Origin of the sequence: Chitinophaga agrisoli, assembly GCF_008386695.1 — a bacterium.
GTDB lineage: Bacteria > Bacteroidota > Bacteroidia > Chitinophagales > Chitinophagaceae > Chitinophaga > Chitinophaga agrisoli.
In genome coordinates this window covers 394,622-412,142 of the sequence record NZ_VUOC01000004.1, presented here as the reverse complement: position 1 = coordinate 412,142, position 17,521 = coordinate 394,622, and the positions used below count along the sequence as shown (strand labels likewise).

At 47.0% G+C, this 17,521-nt stretch carries 10 protein-coding genes; 8 read left to right on the top strand and 2 right to left on the bottom strand.

Features of this window, described 5'->3' with window-relative positions:
- Positions 1-83 precede the first annotated feature (83 nt).
- Positions 84-1,061: a terpene synthase family protein gene (locus F0L74_RS20970; protein WP_149839873.1), complete on the top strand. Its 978-nt coding sequence runs from the start codon at positions 84-86 to the stop codon at positions 1,059-1,061.
- On the opposite strand, the gene F0L74_RS20965 is transcribed toward F0L74_RS20970, so the two are convergent.
- Complete coding sequence (locus F0L74_RS20965; RefSeq protein WP_149839872.1) at positions 1,049-2,800, bottom strand: hybrid sensor histidine kinase/response regulator; 1,752 nt, start codon at positions 2,798-2,800, stop codon at positions 1,049-1,051. The two genes, F0L74_RS20970 and F0L74_RS20965, sit on opposite strands and share 13 nt — an antisense overlap.
- A 187-nt stretch (positions 2,801-2,987) precedes the next feature.
- Positions 2,988-4,721 (bottom strand): ATP-binding response regulator, encoded by a 1,734-nt coding sequence (locus F0L74_RS20960; protein ID WP_149839871.1) that lies wholly within the window; start codon positions 4,719-4,721, stop codon positions 2,988-2,990.
- Between the two features lie 495 nt (positions 4,722-5,216).
- Here F0L74_RS20960 and F0L74_RS20955 point away from each other — a divergent pair, with 495 nt between their 5' ends.
- The 7 genes from F0L74_RS20955 to F0L74_RS20925 all read left to right on the top strand — a co-directional run bounded on the left by F0L74_RS20955 (position 5,217) and on the right by F0L74_RS20925 (position 17,509).
- On the top strand, positions 5,217-6,113 hold the full coding sequence (locus F0L74_RS20955) for a hypothetical protein (RefSeq protein WP_149839870.1): 897 nt from the start codon (positions 5,217-5,219) through the stop codon (positions 6,111-6,113).
- Positions 6,114-6,195: 82 nt separating this feature from the next.
- Complete coding sequence (locus tag F0L74_RS20950) at positions 6,196-6,657, top strand: hypothetical protein (RefSeq protein ID WP_149839869.1); 462 nt, start codon at positions 6,196-6,198, stop codon at positions 6,655-6,657.
- Between the two features lie 59 nt (positions 6,658-6,716).
- Positions 6,717-7,373 carry a hypothetical protein gene (locus tag F0L74_RS20945; RefSeq protein ID WP_149839868.1) on the top strand — a complete coding sequence of 219 codons (657 nt, stop codon included), beginning with the start codon at positions 6,717-6,719 and terminating at the stop codon, positions 7,371-7,373.
- Positions 7,374-7,384: 11 nt separating this feature from the next.
- Positions 7,385-8,878 (top strand): LXG domain-containing protein, encoded by a 1,494-nt coding sequence (locus tag F0L74_RS20940; protein WP_149839867.1) that lies wholly within the window; start codon positions 7,385-7,387, stop codon positions 8,876-8,878.
- A gap of 17 nt (positions 8,879-8,895) precedes the next feature.
- Positions 8,896-9,891: a hypothetical protein gene (locus F0L74_RS20935; RefSeq protein WP_213087043.1), complete on the top strand. Its 996-nt coding sequence runs from the start codon at positions 8,896-8,898 to the stop codon at positions 9,889-9,891.
- 105 nt (positions 9,892-9,996) lie between these two features.
- Positions 9,997-13,065 (top strand): RHS repeat protein, encoded by a 3,069-nt coding sequence (locus F0L74_RS20930; protein WP_188316092.1) that lies wholly within the window; start codon positions 9,997-9,999, stop codon positions 13,063-13,065.
- 28 nt (positions 13,066-13,093) lie between these two features.
- Positions 13,094-17,509: a DUF6443 domain-containing protein gene (locus F0L74_RS20925; RefSeq protein WP_188316091.1), complete on the top strand. Its 4,416-nt coding sequence runs from the start codon at positions 13,094-13,096 to the stop codon at positions 17,507-17,509.
- Positions 17,510-17,521: the final 12 nt, after the last annotated feature.

The window sequence follows — 17,521 nt, the reverse complement described above, 5'->3', positions numbered from 1 at the left end:
CTTCCCAACTCATATCTATCGCGGAGTTTAGCCGGTGATTGCTCAATTTTAGCTATATTTTCTTAAACAAAATTTATTTTCCTATGGCACTCATTCATCGCTCACAGAGCATTCCCGAGCTCTATTGCCCTTTCCCCACACAATTAAATCCGCTGGTGATCCATGCCGACGAACACACAGCCAACTGGGTAAAACGATTTGGTCTCGTGCAGTCAGCCAATGTATGGGAACAGTACCGGGAGCAGAAATTCACCTGGATGGTGGCGCGTATGTTTCCCTCCGCCACCTTTGAAGCCTTATGTATTGCGGCAGACCTGAACACGCTGCTGTTTGTACTGGATGATCAGTATGACGAAGCCACGGAAGCCACGGAGGCTGTGCGCAAGAAGGAGAACTTTGAGCGTTTCCTTGCGCAGGTCCGGGGTATACTGGTAGATCATGAACGTAAAACGCTGGCGCAGCACGGCCCTTCGCTGGCTGCCATCAGTGATTTCTGGGAACGGATCAGCCAGTTAAGTACGCCTGCCTGGCAAGTCCGTTTTGCGGAAAGCATGAAACGGGCTTTTGTCGCTAACCTCTGGCGTATAGAGCTGGTAAAACAGCACCGTCTGCCCGCGGTGGAAGAGTACATGCAGTTCCGCCAGGAGTTTGGCGGCGCTAATTTTTTTGCGGACCTGGTAGAGGTAATGGAAAACATTAACCTGCCGGATGAGGTGATCTGGAACGCTACCGTACAAACGCTGATCACCCTATGCTCTGACACGATCTGTTATGCCAACGATCTGTTCTCGTACCGGAAGGAATTGAAACAGGGAGACGAAATGAACCTGGTGATGCTGCTCAAACGGCATGAGCGCCTGTCTATCGAAGACGCCGTTTTTAAGGCCACCCAGATCCATGATGATAAAGTGAAGGAGTTTATCCGGCTGTCGCAGCAACTGCCGTCGTTTGACCAGGAAACGGACCGGGAGCTTATACGTTTCGTGAATGCCCTGGCGGTCATGATGCGTGGAAATATTGACTGGAGCGGTATGGATACAGCCCGTTATCAGATGGCCTGAGCCGGCGGCGGAAAAAAGCCGGCAATGGGGGAGGTGAGGTACTTGCGCATGACCTCGCCCAGGGTTTTGAAATCGACCGGTTTAAGCAGGTATTCGTTAGCGCCGGCCATGAGTAGTTCTTCATCTTCTCCTTTGTAGGCGTCACCGGATAAAACGATCACGGGCAGCTGGCGTAGCTGTGGGTGTTGCCGTATATGGGTGATGGTATCCCGGCCGCTCATGACCGGCATATGGGAATCTACGATCGCCAGGTCCAGCGGCTCCCGTTCCGCGATGGCCATACCGGCCTCGCCATTTTCTGCTACAAAAATGGTACAGCCGTTCCTTTCCAGGAAGCGGGCCAGGTATTGCTGGCTCATCAGGTTATCCTCGCAGATCAGGATCCGTTTGCCACGGTAAAAAGCTGTGTCCGCAGCGGTTGCGACGCCTCCCTGCAAGGCCTCTTCCCGGGCGGTCCTTAACGGCAGCTGAATGGTGAAGGTAGTACCGTCCTTAGGGCTGCTGTGCACCGTGATATGGCCGCCCAGCAACGCTACAAAATGCCGTGTGATATACAGGCCCAGGCCGGAGCCTTCCATGAGGCTGTTCTGCTCCGTTTCAAATGCTTCGAAGATGGTCCGCAGCCTGTCCGGGGGAATGCCTTTGCCCTGGTCCTTTACGGAGATATGCAGTTGAGCGTCCTTTACATAGGCGCGCAGGATCACCTTGCTTTTGTTGGCGGTGAACTTTACGGCATTTACCAGCAGGTTGCGGATCACCTTGGTCAGCTTGGCTTTATCGCTTACTACCTGGGCGGGCAACTGCTCATGGAACTCCGTGACAATGTAGACCTGTTTGCGGTTGGCGCTGTACTGGTGCACCTTGCAAAGGTTCGTAAGCAGCAGCCGGATATTAAAGGGCGTATTCTCTATATTATTGATCTTGCCGGCCTCTATCTGCGACATGTCCAGCACATTGCTCACCTCCTGCATGGCAGTATTGCTGGCGGCGTACAGGTCCTCTGCGAGGGGTTTGAGCACGGGGTGTTCCTCTACCTCGTCATGCAGCAGCAGGGTCTGGCTGATCTCATGGATGGCATTCAGCGGGCCTTTGAGCTCGTGGTTGGTTACGCGTATAAAGAAGTTTTTGGAAGTGTTGGCGGCTTCCAGTTCTTCCGTACGTTTGGTGAGGCTTTTTACGAGGGCTTCGTTATTCTTTTTGTAATACCAGATCACCAGCGCATCCAGCAGGATAATACCGGGCCGGGCGCCCCAGCGCAGCAGCTGTTGTTCGCCTTCGGAATTGAGCAGCGGCGTTATAAAAGGGTAGGAGTAGTTATACTCGCAGATGCCTACGGTGATGGCTGTTATAATAATACTTGCCACACGGTATTTATCTTCCCGGAAAAAAAGCAGGGAGGCGCCAAACAGCAGCAGGAAGGCCAGGTGCACTTCTATGATGGCGGCGAGTATACCGCTGAAATATATAAGGGAAGCGTTTACGGTGATAATGAACGAGAAACTGGCCGCCACATATTTGCGGGCTTTGTTCAGCGCCAGCACTACGATCAGGGCGCCTGCTTCTGTAAATGTAGCGATCCATACTTTCAGTTCTCCGGTCAGCAGATAGAACAGGACGCCAAAGCAGCAGGTTAACACAAACGCTACCAGGCTGAAACGGTTAACGGCAATAACGCCATGTCCGGTTATCTCGTCGGCGTCTGCGGCGCCATTCCGTACAAGTCTAGTAAGTAACGTCATAAGGGGTAGTATTAATTGGTTCGCTGTAACCGAAGGTTTTCATAATTATGGTTAAATAGCTATATGGTTATTGAGTATGTAACAGTGCCGGTGTCAGGTAATGATTATCTAACTCCAAAGATGGTAAAATCTATAGCAATATCAAAATACGGAATTTTGGCCAAACTGCAAAACCGCCGCACTATGCTCAAGCCCGGTTTTCCGGAATGAGGGTACGGCTATGGATGAGGTCCTGTAATACCCGGTGTAACACTTTAAAATCCACTGGTTTGATGAGGCAGCTGCTGGCCCCGGCCTTCAGGATATCGTCTTTAATGGCGGTGTCTGCAGAGGTAATGATCACCGGTATATGTTGCAGATAGGTATTGTCTTTCAGGTGTGCAAGCAGCTCCCGGCCGCCCATCCGGGGGAGGCCCATATCAGAGATGATGACGTCGAACTGATCGCCGCTGGCCGTGTATAAGCCTTCCAGCCCATCTTCCGCCACCGCTACCTGAAAGCCTTTTGCGCTCAGGAAACGGCTCAGGTACTGTTGGCTCATCAGGTCGTCTTCTACCAGCAATACTTTCTTCCCCTGGAAACCGGAAAGCTCCTTACCGGTACTGGCATTTTCCGCCAGCCGGCTCTGGTATTCCCGTAAAGGCAGGCTGATGATGAAGGTGGTGCCTGTGCCCTGTTCGCTGTTCACCCGTATATCTCCCTGCAGATGATTGGCCAGTTTTTTGGCAATGTTCAGGCCTAGTCCTGTGCCCTCCGCAAAGTTGATGCGCTCCCGTGTAAATTCGTCGAACAGGGTGGTTATCTTTTCCGGAGGGATACCTTTGCCCTGGTCCTTCACGGCAATCATCCAACTGGCCTCCTGCCGGAAAATGCTGACCGTGACCACCGTATGTTTCCGCGTGAACTTAATGGCGTTCCCGATAATATTGTTGGCTATTTTGGTCAGGCTGGTCTTGTCCTCAAAGATCACCGCGGGCAGGCGCTCGTCTATGGATACCTGTATGGTTACCCCTTTTGTATTGGCAAAGTACCGGTAAATATTACATACCTCATGCATCCAGCTGCGGAGGTTAAAGGCCTCCCGTTTCAGCTCATCCGGTTTGCCTGCTTCCATTTTGCTACGGTCTTGCACGTTATTGATAATGCTAAGCACATTATGACACGCAAAATGCAGGTGCTCATTGGTAATGCTCTCATTGCCCGGGCGGGCTTCCATCAGCTTCAGCTGGGAAATGCTGTAAATGGCATTCAGCGGCGTGCGGATCTCATGCGTGAGCTCCCGCATAAATACCCGCAGGGAACGGTTGGCTTTTTCCAGTTCCCCGGTATGTTCCTGTACTTCTGCTACCAGCAGTTTGTTATGCTGTATGTAGTGCATTAATGTGAGCACTGTGAGGAACAGGATCACGCCAATGGCGGAATAATGCACCACCAGCTGTACCATCGGCGTAAAGGGGAAAGGGGGCACAAATTGCAGGTATTTGTTGGTCTCTATCAATACCAACGAAATAGAGCCGCCCGTAAGGCTGATCACCTGCGCTGTGCGTGTTTTCAGGAACAGGAAAGAGGTCACGATCAGGAACAGCGCCAGCCAGAGCCCGTCTATTGCATTGCCCAGCAGCAGGCCAAAATACAGGATGGCCCCGTTCAGCACCATCTGCAGTGAAAAGGCCGCCAGTTTGTGCCGGCCATAATGATTAAGTATGATGATGGAACTGAGCAACAGGCTCTCCACTATCGTGGAAAGCAATACGATCAGGTAACCGGATAATGCGTAGAACAGGATCCCGAATATGAGGCTGAGCAGGATAAGCGAACAGGCAACGCCGTTCACCTTGTTGATCAATAGTTTTTTATGACGGTCTTTTACATGGCGGGTACCGGCGCCGATAACAGTGTAGAGGGTTTTACTAAGATACATAGTGTGTACAGTTGCGTTAATGCATGTGCAATGGTTATTTGAGTTTAGTTAGTGGGGAATAGGACTTTCTATAGATTCCGGTATCGTTCTTACGAGATCAAAGTACGCAATTTTAGCTAAATAATAAAAATAATTGCTATAACACAAGGCGGTATGGAAGGGGCAGCAGTCCGTTCCTTATATTATTATTATATCATATTCTTGTACTATTTATATGAGTAGGGGTATTTGAACATTCCGGGAAAAAACTTTCTTTTGTGTCGGACTATACCTGGAAAGTTATGTTGTTACCCGCAATCAGTAACCCGGATTTTCTGCATCTTTTATATGCGAGCCGAATGTGGATGTTCCGATGTAATAAACAGACTGCCATCAATTAAATCCTGGAATATATGATCTTGCCCGTGAGAACTTTATAAGCGGTGGTATGCAGATAGTATGCGTACCGTGAGAATAATTTTGAATAGATCTCTATACCTGTTAACTGGTAAATCAATGAAAAAGCTTTTCGTTTGCCTATGCCTGGTGTTTGTCGCCTTCTCCGCACATGCACAAAATTATTATGAAAATATTGCCTCTTATTCTATCAACGGCACCCCCGCAAATGGTGTAAAAATTAAGACCAATATGCCCTTTACAGATGGCTCGCACATGATGACTGTCATCATAGAGGGCTTTGCCTATAACAGTAAAGCGCCAATTGGCCTTATGCTCACCTATTATATTTATAACAATAATTTCTACCTGCCGTCTATATCTTCCTATGGCGGTTTTACGCCAGTGGTTAAGTTAGCAAATGAAGGAGGCAAAGTGGTGATCCTTATCGCAAACAGGGAGTACTATATACGTTTTACAGTACGGGCATTTGCAAAAGGGCTTCCGGCGGAAGTGCCTGCTAATTTTGCTGGCTGGACGGTAGTGGATGAAGCCCTGCTGGCCACAGCTACAAGTCAGATAGAAGTGCCTTATGTAAACCGTTTTGCGGGTGATGTATACTTGCAGGGTGGCATATGGAATAAAGACGGCAATGTGGGCATTGGAACCACCACGCCCCAGGCCAAACTGGCCGTGAATGGCGATGTATTTGCCAAAAAAGTGAAAGTGACCGCCACCGGCTGGCCGGATTATGTATTTGAGCCCTCTTTTACCCTGCCTGCCTTGCCGGAGCTGGAAAGTTATATCCGGCAGCATAAACATCTGCCGGAAATACCCGCTGCAGCAGAGGTGGAAAAAGAGGGTCAGGATGTGGGTGAGATGAATAAGAAGCTGTTACAGAAAGTTGAAGAGCTGACCCTTTATATCATCGATCAGCATAAACAATTGAAGAACCAGGATGAAATACTGGCAAAACTGCAGCAGGAAATAGCTGAATTAAAGAAACAATCTCATTAATAAATATCATTTATTGGATATGAATATGCCCTATAAGCCCATGAAAAAAATAATTTTACCCGCAGTATTATCATTTTTTTGTTTGCCGACATTTGCGCAAACATTGCAGACGGTTACCACCAATGGCAACAGCACCACACAGTGGCTCCAGATCACGGGGGCCAACGGGATTCTTACAACAGGCGCGGGGCTGGAGTTATATGGCAGCAGTGCCAACAACGCCGGTTACCTGAAGGCATATAACCGCGTTACGGGTACAGCTGGCACGCTGATACTGCAGGATGGCGGGGGGTATACCCGTATCAATGAAAATGGCGGTTCAGTAGGTATAGGGACCAGTAATCCCCTGGACGCTTTACATGTATCCACTGCTGCAGGCGCCGGAGGGATCACCGTGCAGAGCAGATTCGCGCTTTCTGGCGGTAGCGGGGCATTCCTGAGAATATACAACAGTGGTACGCCTACAGCCGTAAATCAAAGGCTGGGAGGCATCCTGTTGGCACTATCCCTACCGGAACCACATTACGGACCGGCGCCCAGATAGAGGCGTTGAGTGAGAAGGCTTGGACCGATGGTACCTCACAACCTACTTTCCTGCGTTTTATGACCACTCCGACAAATATGGCCACTCCTGTGGAACGTTTCCGTATTACTTCAGACGGGAATTTACTGATGCCTATAGGGGCTAAGTTTGGTGTAGCCATGCAGGATACATTTCGTTATGACAATAAAATGCAACCGCATTATGGCCTGCAATGGACAATGGATAGCTGGACAGGCTCCGGGCCTACTTTATGGACATCCGCCTATGGAGGTATGAAATGGTTTACGAGGGGCCTTTCCCGTTTCGTTCTCACCGGAGATGGCAACATAGGTATTGGCACAGAGGATACCAAAGGCTTTAAACTAGCCGTGAATGGCGACGCCATGTTTACCAAGATCAAAGTGAAAACGTACGCAACATGGCCTGACTATGTATTTAGCGATAACTACCAGTTGCCTGCCCTTCGTGAATTGGCTAACTATATAACACAGCATAAACACCTGCCCGAAATGCCAGCTGCTGCCGAAGTGGAAAAAGACGGAATGGATGTAGCCGAAATGAACCGGCTGTTATTAAAGAAAGTAGAAGAGCTGACCCTCTATATCATCGATCAGCATAAACAACTGAACGAACAGCAGGCAACCGCAAAAAAACAGGATGAAATACTGGCAAAACTGCAGCAGGAGATAGCTGAATTAAAGAAGCAACCCCACTAAGCAATAATTATATGCCTAACCATAAAAGCTTTGCAGGCCGGCGTGTGTGTGTTGTGACTATCACGCTGCTGTTGATGACCGGGCTGGCAGTACATGCCCAAACCGCTGACAGTAGCGCACAAAAGCCCCTGCAGCAGGCAGACAGCACCGCCCATGCGGTAGCCCAGGCGCCGGATAAATACCTGTCACAGGTAACTGCCAAATCCCGCAAAATGGAACAGCAGGTAGATAAGCGCTCCCAGAAAGCTTTAGACCAATTATCCCGCCAGGAGAAAAAGATGCAGGCCAAAATGGCGAAGATCGACTCCGCTGCGGCTAAGAACATCTTCAGCAAATCCATCGATTCTTTGGGTAGCCTTAAAGCCCGCCTGCAAGGCAAAGCTGGTAAATACAATCCAGCTGCGCTGGGTGCTAACTATAACGGCTACCTGGATACCCTGCAGAACTCCTTATCCTTTCTCAAGGGCGCCAAAGGTCTTACCAGTGGCGCGGAAGGTAAGTTGAACAGTTCCCTTCAAAGTGTACAGGACCTGCAATCCCGGTTGCAACAGGCAGAGAAGATCAAAGCCTATATCCGCGAGCGGCGGGAGCAGCTGAAAGAACAGCTGGCCCAGTATGCCGGCTTTGGCAAAGACCTGCAGAACATCAACAAAGAGGCTTATTACTATAGCCAGCAATTAAAGGAGTACAAAGACCTGTTGAAAGACAAGAAAAAAGCGGAACAGAAAGCCCTGGAAACCTTAAAGAAGCTGCCCGCGTATAACGATTTCCTGCAAAAGCATTCCCAGCTGGCCAGCCTGTTTAACCTCTCCGGCGGCGCGGGCGCAGATGTGGCCCAAAGCCTGGAAGGATTGCAAACCCGTAACCAGGTAGAACAGCTTATACAGCAGCGGTTGGGTGGTGGCGGACCGGATGCCCGCGCGGCGGTAAGCCAGCAGATGTCGCAGGCCAGGGAGCAGTTTGACCAGCTGAAAAGCAAGTTCCCGGATGTGGACAATGCGGCTGATATGCCGGATTTCAAACCCAATGAGATGAAGACCAAAAGCTTCCTGCAACGGCTGGAGTTTGGTGGTAACATGCAGTTCCAGCGCTCTTCCCAATACTTTCCTACTACCAGTGATATTGCGGGGCAGGTAGCCTATAAGTTCCATAAAAATGGCAGCGCTGGCCTGGGCGCGGCTTATAAGCTAGGTATGGGTACCGGGTTTAATGATATCAGGTTTTCCAGCCAGGGTATGGGGCTACGCTCTTTCCTGGACTGGAAGCTGAAAGGCACCTTCTTTGCGAACGGCGGTTTTGAAGAGAATTATAATACCAATTTCCAGAACGTAGGCCAGCTGGGGAATATCAGTAACTGGCAGGGCAGCGCGTTGCTGGGTATTAGTAAGAAGTATAAGATCAACAGTAAGCTGAAAGGGAATATCATCCTGCTGTATGATTTTTTGTATAACCAGCATGTACCACGGACGGATCCGATTAAGTTGAGGCTGGGGTATAATTTTTAGCACATAAAATAAACAACATGAAAATTGCTTTACATATCCTCGTTCTATGCCTATGCACAGCAGGTACCGCTTCTGCTCAGTATATCAACAATGACACCGCTCAGCAGAATGCCACTTTCAATATAAATGGAATTGGCAGGGCAAGAGTATTTCGGGCTATGCAAACAACCATCGCTTCCGGCAATGTACACTTTGCAATCGAGCAAGCGCCCCGCCTGCTGAGGTGGGGGATTGGAACATCCAACGTAGAAGATGGCACAGACCTGATAGGCAGTGATTTTACAATTTATGCCTACAGGAACGATGCTAATTACCTGGGACAATATTTTTTTATCAAAAGAGCTAACGGCTATGTTGGTATTGGCACCGGCGTCCCGGAAGGCAGATTACATGTAAACGGCCATACCTATATATCCGGTGGCTCCAATCTTTACATGAAAGGATCGGGAACGTTGCCCACCGATCCGGGAGACTTGATATTCCTCGCAAATGATAATACGGAATATGCCAGGATATACACCCAGGTCGGTGGCGGACAACTACGTTTTTCTGTAGGATCCGCGCCAACTTCCAGCATGGTAATTACCAGCGCCGGTGCCGTGGGTATAGGCACCATTACGCCGGGTACCTCCAACAAACTTTCTGTAGAAGGCACTATTGGCGCCCGCAAGGTGAGAGTAACGGCTGGTCCGGGCTGGCCTGATTTTGTTTTTCACCCGGGTTATAAATTGCCTTCCTTACAGGAGCTGGATACTTATATCAAAGCTAATCAGCATTTGCCGGAGATACCTACTGCCGCAGAAGTAGAAAAAGAAGGGCAGGATCTGGGGGATATGAATAAAAAGTTGCTGCAGAAGGTGGAGGAGTTGACGTTGCTGCTTATTAATGAGAGTAAACGGAATGACCATCTGCAACAGGAAGTGGATCTTATAAAGCAGCAGATGGCAGGATCAAAGACTGGTTCTGCTTTCATGGCAATGCCAGCAGCTTCTGAACAGAAGGATGACAAATAAACGAAATAGATAATACAGAACAGCTACAACAAGATCATAATGAAGAGACTCGTTTTCGGCGTATTATTATTGTTTGCTGCTTTCCCCTCCCGGGCGCAGCAAACAATGAGTAATAAATATTTTTCCCCTGTAATTACACCTTCCCCTACCGTAGCCAGTTTGGGAAAATATGGTAATTTACCTGTTGAGTTATCAACTGGTGCGGCTACAGCGAGTATAGGCCTGTATGACATAAAACTCAGAAATAATTATAACATTAACCTGGGGTTGAATTATTCATCAAATGGTGTACGAGTGGATGATATAACCGGGAATACAGGAACTGGTTGGTCATTTATAGGCGCTTTTGCCATTAAAAGAATGGTGTTTGATGATCCGGATGAACAGTCTGCGGACTATTCCAGATTACTTGATAATGGGTTTAAGCTGGATTCCCTGAATAAGCTGGTAACCTATGGTCAGGCTTCTTATATAGATATTCAGCCCGATATTTTTACCCTGATTGCGCCTGGATTTACCGGTAAGTTCTATTTGTCCGGAGATACCGCGGTATTCTTTAATCGTAACACCTCCTATAGAGTGGCCTTACTCAAGGGATACGGATTTAAAGTCACCGATGGGAATGGGAATACCATGTTGTATGGTGGAGACGCGATAGAACAAACACTTAATCAGGCGGCCTGTCCCACAGATGTACATTTTCCTGGCAGTGCTGTACCCACCAGTTGGTTTCTGAAGAATATCTTCACGAATGCCAGGGATACGGTGAGTTTTTTTTATAGTAATCTCAATTATAACTATACAGCTAACGTTAATACCTCCGATGTAATAGATCAGCGTACTTTACAAAGCGGAAATGGCTGTCAGTGTTTCGTTGAGGGGAAATATCAATGCACAACGGATATGTTCATCCAATCCAAACAGCTGGATTATATAACTACATCAAACTACGGAAGAATTTCATTCGGTTATGACTACAGATTGGACAACATTAGCGATAAACTATTGAAGAATATATTGGTTTACAGCACCTTTGGTTCGCAGAATACGCTATTAAGGAACATCAGGCTCGATTATACCTATGGAACAGGAAAGAAAAGACCTTTTTTATCAAGGGTAGCCAATATTGCTGGTAATAACAGCGATAGCATGGTCCATGCGCTTAGTTACAACCAGATCAGCAGCCTGCCTGACAGATTGGATCCTCAGACAGACTTCTGGGGTTATTATAATGCCAGCACGAATGGTTCCGTTAACTCTTCGGTTGCCTATTACGGAACGCTCTCAAAGATCACATATCCTACAGGAGGATATGATACCATTTTTTATGGCAGTAACCTCAATTACACGCAGTTAACAAATACGAGTTGGGGATATGTCGCGAACTTAATTGGCTACGGTTTAGATGATCACCAATGTAAGGAATATAAACAGGTGGTTACCGTTCATCAATCAGATGGCAGCAGTGTAAGGGTAAGCGGCAATGCTGACTGGGAATTTTCAGGTGCGCCGGATCCCATGTTTCACCAGGAAAATATGACAATTAGAAATGCGGCAACCGGAGAAGTGTACTTCAGCAGGCGGATTTCTGCCGGTCAGCAACTATCTTATGAAGAAGTATCGATAGCAAATGCTTTCCGGTCGAATGAATCTGCGCAGTTAGAGATTATCATGACTTCTTGCGGACAATATGTTTATGGACACTTTAATGTAGAAAGGCCCATTGTCACGACCACACTGGTTGACTTGCCTTTTGGGGGTGTGAGAACCAATAAAGTCATAAGTGTAGACCGTTTCGGGAAAGACCGGATAAAGAAATATTATTATGATTATTTTGGAACCAGTGGTAAGTCATCAGGGATGCCGGTCGCTCTTCCACAGTTTATAGAAGAGTTTAATACTATCAGCTTCTGTGATCAGCAAAAATTTTCGGAGTGTTATTATAAACTGATTCATAATAAATCGCTTATTGACCTGTTTACTTATGGTAATACTCCCATGTATTACACGAATGTAACCGAAGGATATGGGGAGAACTTTGAGAACGGGGGAGTAAGACATTCGTTTGACATCAGAATGCCTGTAAGCCCGTCCACTATATGGGCGGCTTTTACGGGTGGTACTGCATTCAACAACACTTTTTACCAGGCGCCATTTACGCTGTTAAGGGATCCTATTGCACTTGAAAGCGAAAAAACCTATTTCAAAATGTCAGATGCAGTGGTGAAGTTTGTTAAGCAGGAACACTACGATTATTTATGGCCGGAGGAATTGATCCGCTCCAGGAAAGGTTATGCTCTCAGACAAAGGATATACGACAGTAAGGTGCAGGGAACAGCTAACTTTTATACGCAATTTGATGTAAATAGCTACTCCCTGATGTCCAGCTGGATTGCAAAGGCGCAGCTTACAGAAACAACGTATGGCGATGATAGCAAAGTAATGGTTAGGCAAACGAAATATTATTACGATAATGTACCGGAAAATAACAATGTGTCGAGAAAGGAAGAATTGACTAGTGAAAAGGATACCACAAAAATATTCTATAAATATCCGAATGATCTTAAGGGGCAGGTGATATATGATTCTATGATAGCGCGTAATATGATAGATACCATTACGGAGCAATCAGAGTTTCTTAATAAGAACCTTATCGAAAAGGATGTTATCAGTTACAACTTTACCAATGGGAGTAATTCTGTGATAGCACCGGCGAACGTTCAAATCCAGAAGTCCATTTATTCCGCAGAAAACTGGTATACCTTCCTTCGCTATGATACCTGGGGGAATGGCCTGGAGCGCGCCAAAGCCAATGATGTACATGAGGTATACATTTGGGGTTATAATCATCGGTATCCGATAGCTAAAATACTGGGCAGTACTTACGACCAGGTGAAGGCATTCATTAATCAGGCCGTCCTGGACCAGCCGGCAAATGATCAACAATTGAGGGATGAATTGAATAAGATACGGACCGGGCTTGCAGGTACAGACGCCCTCGTGGCCACCTATACCTATCTGCCAACAATAGGCATGACAAGCGAGACAGACCCGGCGGGGAAGACCACTTTTTATGAATATGATAGTCTGCAACGCTTAAAGCTTGTTCGTGATAAGGATGGTAAAATAGTAAAGCAGTACGATTATCAGTACCAGAAACCGGTAACGCAATAAACCTTTGACTGGAATGAAAATGAATTATATGTGTAAAAGAAGTTTGCTGTTAATATTATTGGTCTATACAGGAACATTGTATGCCCAGAATACGCCTGCAGCTACGCCTCATTCTCAAGCAACACCAGAAACGGCGCCCCGTCCCTACACAAACAGCACGGTCAACTTTATACGGACCTGGGAGCCATCAATGCCTACGGCAGACCCTTCGGCTGTCATGTCATCGACCAATATTCAGGAAGTAAAACAAAGCACGCAGTATTTTGATGGGTTGGGGGATCCATTGCAGACGGTGACTAAAGCCATATCGCCTGCAGGAAAAGATATGGTTATGCCGGTGGTGTATGATGGTTTTGGGAGGGAGCAATATAAATATCCGCTGTATGCAGCCCCTACTGGCGATGGGAAGTTTAAACTAAATCCTTTTCTGCAGGATTCCACATTCGGCGCAGCCCGATATCCCGGAGAGAAGACCAATTACAGTGAAACAGTTTTTGAGCCGTCTCCGCTGAACAGGCCACTAAAGTCTTTCGGTGCAGGGGATAGCTGGGCACTTAAAGGCGGTAACAGGCCCATAACACAGCAGTACCTTGTCAATACGACCGCAGATGCCGTTCGCATATGGGATATAGCCGTTACCGCCGTGTTGCCGGTAAGCACCCGTGGTGTTTATGAAGAGGGGCAGTTGTCTAAAAGTGTATCGGTAAATGAGGACGGGCTCAGAACGGTTGAATTCAAGGATAAAAAGAACCAATTGATATTAAAGAGGGTAGAACTAGTTAAAGGCGCCGCGGACGGTCATAGCGGGTGGCTGTCCACTTACTATGTTTACGATCTTACCGGCGCTTTACGCTGTGTAATCCCTCCCCGCGCAACAGAGCTCATTCAGCCTAATTGGGTGCTCACATCTGCCATTACGGAAGGTCTTTGTTACTTGTATCGTTTCGATGGAAGGAACAGGATGATCATGAAAAAAGCGCCGGGAGCGGATTCTACTGAAATGGTGTATGATGTCCGTGATAGGATGGTCTTTTCACGTGACGGAGAGCTGAAGGCAGATAGCCTGTGGATGGCCGTATTTTATGATGGATTAAACCGGACGGTGATGACCGCCTTATATAAATCAACTGCCACGCGTAGTACATTGCAGACGGGTATGAATGCCGCGATTTCAAATACACAGACCATTACGAATACTATTCCCGCCCCTGCGGACCTGGTGATCTCAATGCACGATGGAAGAGGACAATATATTGCCCGTAACAGTATTGCATTCGAGGCAGGATTTGACTCTGGTGCTGGCGAAATGGAAGCGGATATCAATAGCGCCGGTAACCTCGAAACGATCAGTGTAACGACAGCTAATCCGCTGCCAGGCATGTCTCCGGCTGCATTAACACCACTTACCTATACCTTTTACGACGATTATAACTACAGTGGCAAATACAATGCCCTTACAGGTGATCTTAGCTTGCCGCAATATGCCGGCAGCCCTTATGCAGAGGTGATCACAACGCCCAGCACAAGGACGGCAGGCATGGTAACCGGTACCAAAGCGAGGATACTGGGCACCGACAAGTGGATTGCCACATCCCTTTATTATACTGATAAGGGGAGGATATTGCAGACGATCAGCAACAATGCGAATGAAGGGAAAAATGTATTTACCAGTTTGTATGACTTTAGTGGGAAAGTGCTTAGTACCTTTCAACGGCATACAAATCTACGTAGTACTACTACCCCTCAGACAACGGTAATGACACAGGTGCTCTATGATGCTGCGGGGCGTCTGTCGCAAATTATCAAACAGCTGAACGAAACAGCGGCAACACGGCGTGTAATAGTACAGAACAGTTATGATGAGTTAGGGCTGCTGCAAAGGAAACGGCTTGGTTTGAACCCTGCTAACAATAAGTTCCTGGACAGCCTGGATTATGAGTATAATATCCGTAATTGGGTAAAGACTATTAATAAGGCGTATATTAACAGTCCTGCCAGTTCAACCAACTGGTTTGGGCTCACGATCAGTTATGATTCGGGGTTTACCGTTAATCAGTACACTGGTAATATCGCAGGAGTGCGATGGAAGGCTAAAAGCAATAATATAGCCCGTGCTTATGGATATACGTATGACAAAGTAAACCGGCTTATAACGGCAGACTTTACCCAGCAGAATGCTTCTGGAGCTGCCTGGACCCGTGATAACACGGACTTTACAGTGGATGAGCTTACTTACGATGCTAACGGGAATATCATGTTCATGAAACAAAAAGGTATGAACGGTACGCTTATTCAGACGATAGACAGCCTTAAGTATGGATATGTAGCAAATAGCAATAAATTATCTTTTGTAACAGACCGTAAGAATAATACACAAACTCAATTGGGTGATTTTAAGGAGATCAATAACAATGAAACAATCGATTACGCCTATGATTCCAATGGCAACCTGGTAAAAGATCTTAATAAGAATATTGCGGCCATTGGTTATAATTACCTGAACTTACCTGAAAGCATTAGTATTACAGGAAAAGGCAGCATTAAGTTTCTGTATGATGCCATGGGCAATAAGTTACAGAAGGTGGTGACCGATAATACCGGAGGGCAATCAAAAACAATTATAACAGATTATATCGATGGATTTGTTTATCAGAATGATACGCTGCAATTCCTGAGTCATGAGGAAGGCCGCGTAAGGGCCGTATGGAACGGTACTTCGCCTGTCAGTTTCTATTATGATTACTTTGTGAAGGATAATCTGGGCAATACACGGGTAGTACTAACGGACCAGCCAGACCTGAGCTCCTATACTGCTACTATGGAAACAGCGCAGGCTGCCAGGGAGACGGCCCTGTTCAGTAATGTGGAACAAACCCGTACGACCAAGCCGGTCGGCTATCCGGATGATCAGGCGGGTGCAGAAAATAAATTTGTGGCAAAGCTCAATGCCAAAGACGGTGGCAAAAAAATAGGTCCTTCGCTAGTGTTAAGGGTGATGGCGGGGGATACCGTGCAGATAGGCGCTAAGGCTTTCTACAAATCCACAGGACCTAAAGACAATAAGCCGGTCAATCCGGAGGGTATGCTTGCTTCGCTGTTAACCGTGCTAACCGGATCCGCATCCGGTGCTGCTGCCCATGGTGGAGTGCAGGTCGAGCAGCGCTCTCCGCTTGTGAATTTCAATAGCGCTGATTATCAGCGATTAAAACAAAGGGACCCTGGCCAGAATCTGCAGGACAAGCCAAGGGCCTGGCTAAACTTTGCACTATTCGACGAGCAGTTTAATTTAGTGGAGGATAATAGTGGTGTAAGACAGGTTAAAGGTATGCCGGATGAATTGCAGACGTTGGCGGTAGACAAAATGCCCATTAAAAAAACTGGATTTATCTATGTATATACCAGCAATGAAACTGCGCAGGATGTGTTCTTTGATAACGTTGTGGTGAATGTAGCCGCGGGGCCCTTACTGGAGGAAACGCATTATTACCCATTTGGGCTCACTATGGCGGGCATCAGTAATAACGTGTTGAAAGGCACGAAATATCCGGAGAATCGTTATAAATTTAATGGTATTGAAAAGATTGGCGATTTGGGCCTGGAAGACTATGACGCTAAATTCAGGCAGCTGGACCCTCAAATTGGCAGATGGTGGGAGATAGACCCTAAACCGGACTATGCCCAAAGCGTATATAGCGCCATGGGTAATAATCCGGTGTCCATGAGCGATCCACTTGGGGATACTGTGATTCAATTGGACCAAAAAGCACAGAAGACGATGATACAGGATTTCAATCGAAACTATAATACAGCAAAGAGTTATTTCCAGTTTAACAGCAATGGGGTGCTTAGCTTTACGCAGGAAGGAAAACAAGCCCTGGCAGTTTCACAGGTGGCTAATGATGTAAATGCTTCCATGGGAGCGGCCGATGAGAACATGATGGCCTTGCAACAGTCCCTGGAGGGCATGGACAAGGCAATGACCAGTACTGAATCAACAACAGTAGTATATTCTAACGATGCAATTAAAGGAAAAATAGTACATGAAGGAACTGGTCAGACGGCGGAAAGTATAAGGCCGACCGATAGCGGAGGAGAATTTACGGCGGCGAAAAAAGGTAACCCGAATGGTACTGTGGTAGAAGGGAGACGATTCGACAATGTGATCTATGTAAATCCACCAGCGTCAACAACGTATAATCTAAATATTATCCAGCTGGCACCTCAATTTCAAACCCAGGAGCGGATGATAAAGAGTGTCTTAACGGGAGGGAATATTCGGATAACCAACACTCGTTATAATCTATTAATGCATGGTATTGGGCATGTACTCCATCAGAATTCAATGGATCAAACTGGTGTAATTAAATATGATAACTATAATAGAAGAATTTCCGGAAGTCCTATAAACGAGGATATGGATGGAAGTCATGCCAATAAACCATAGAAAAACCATATA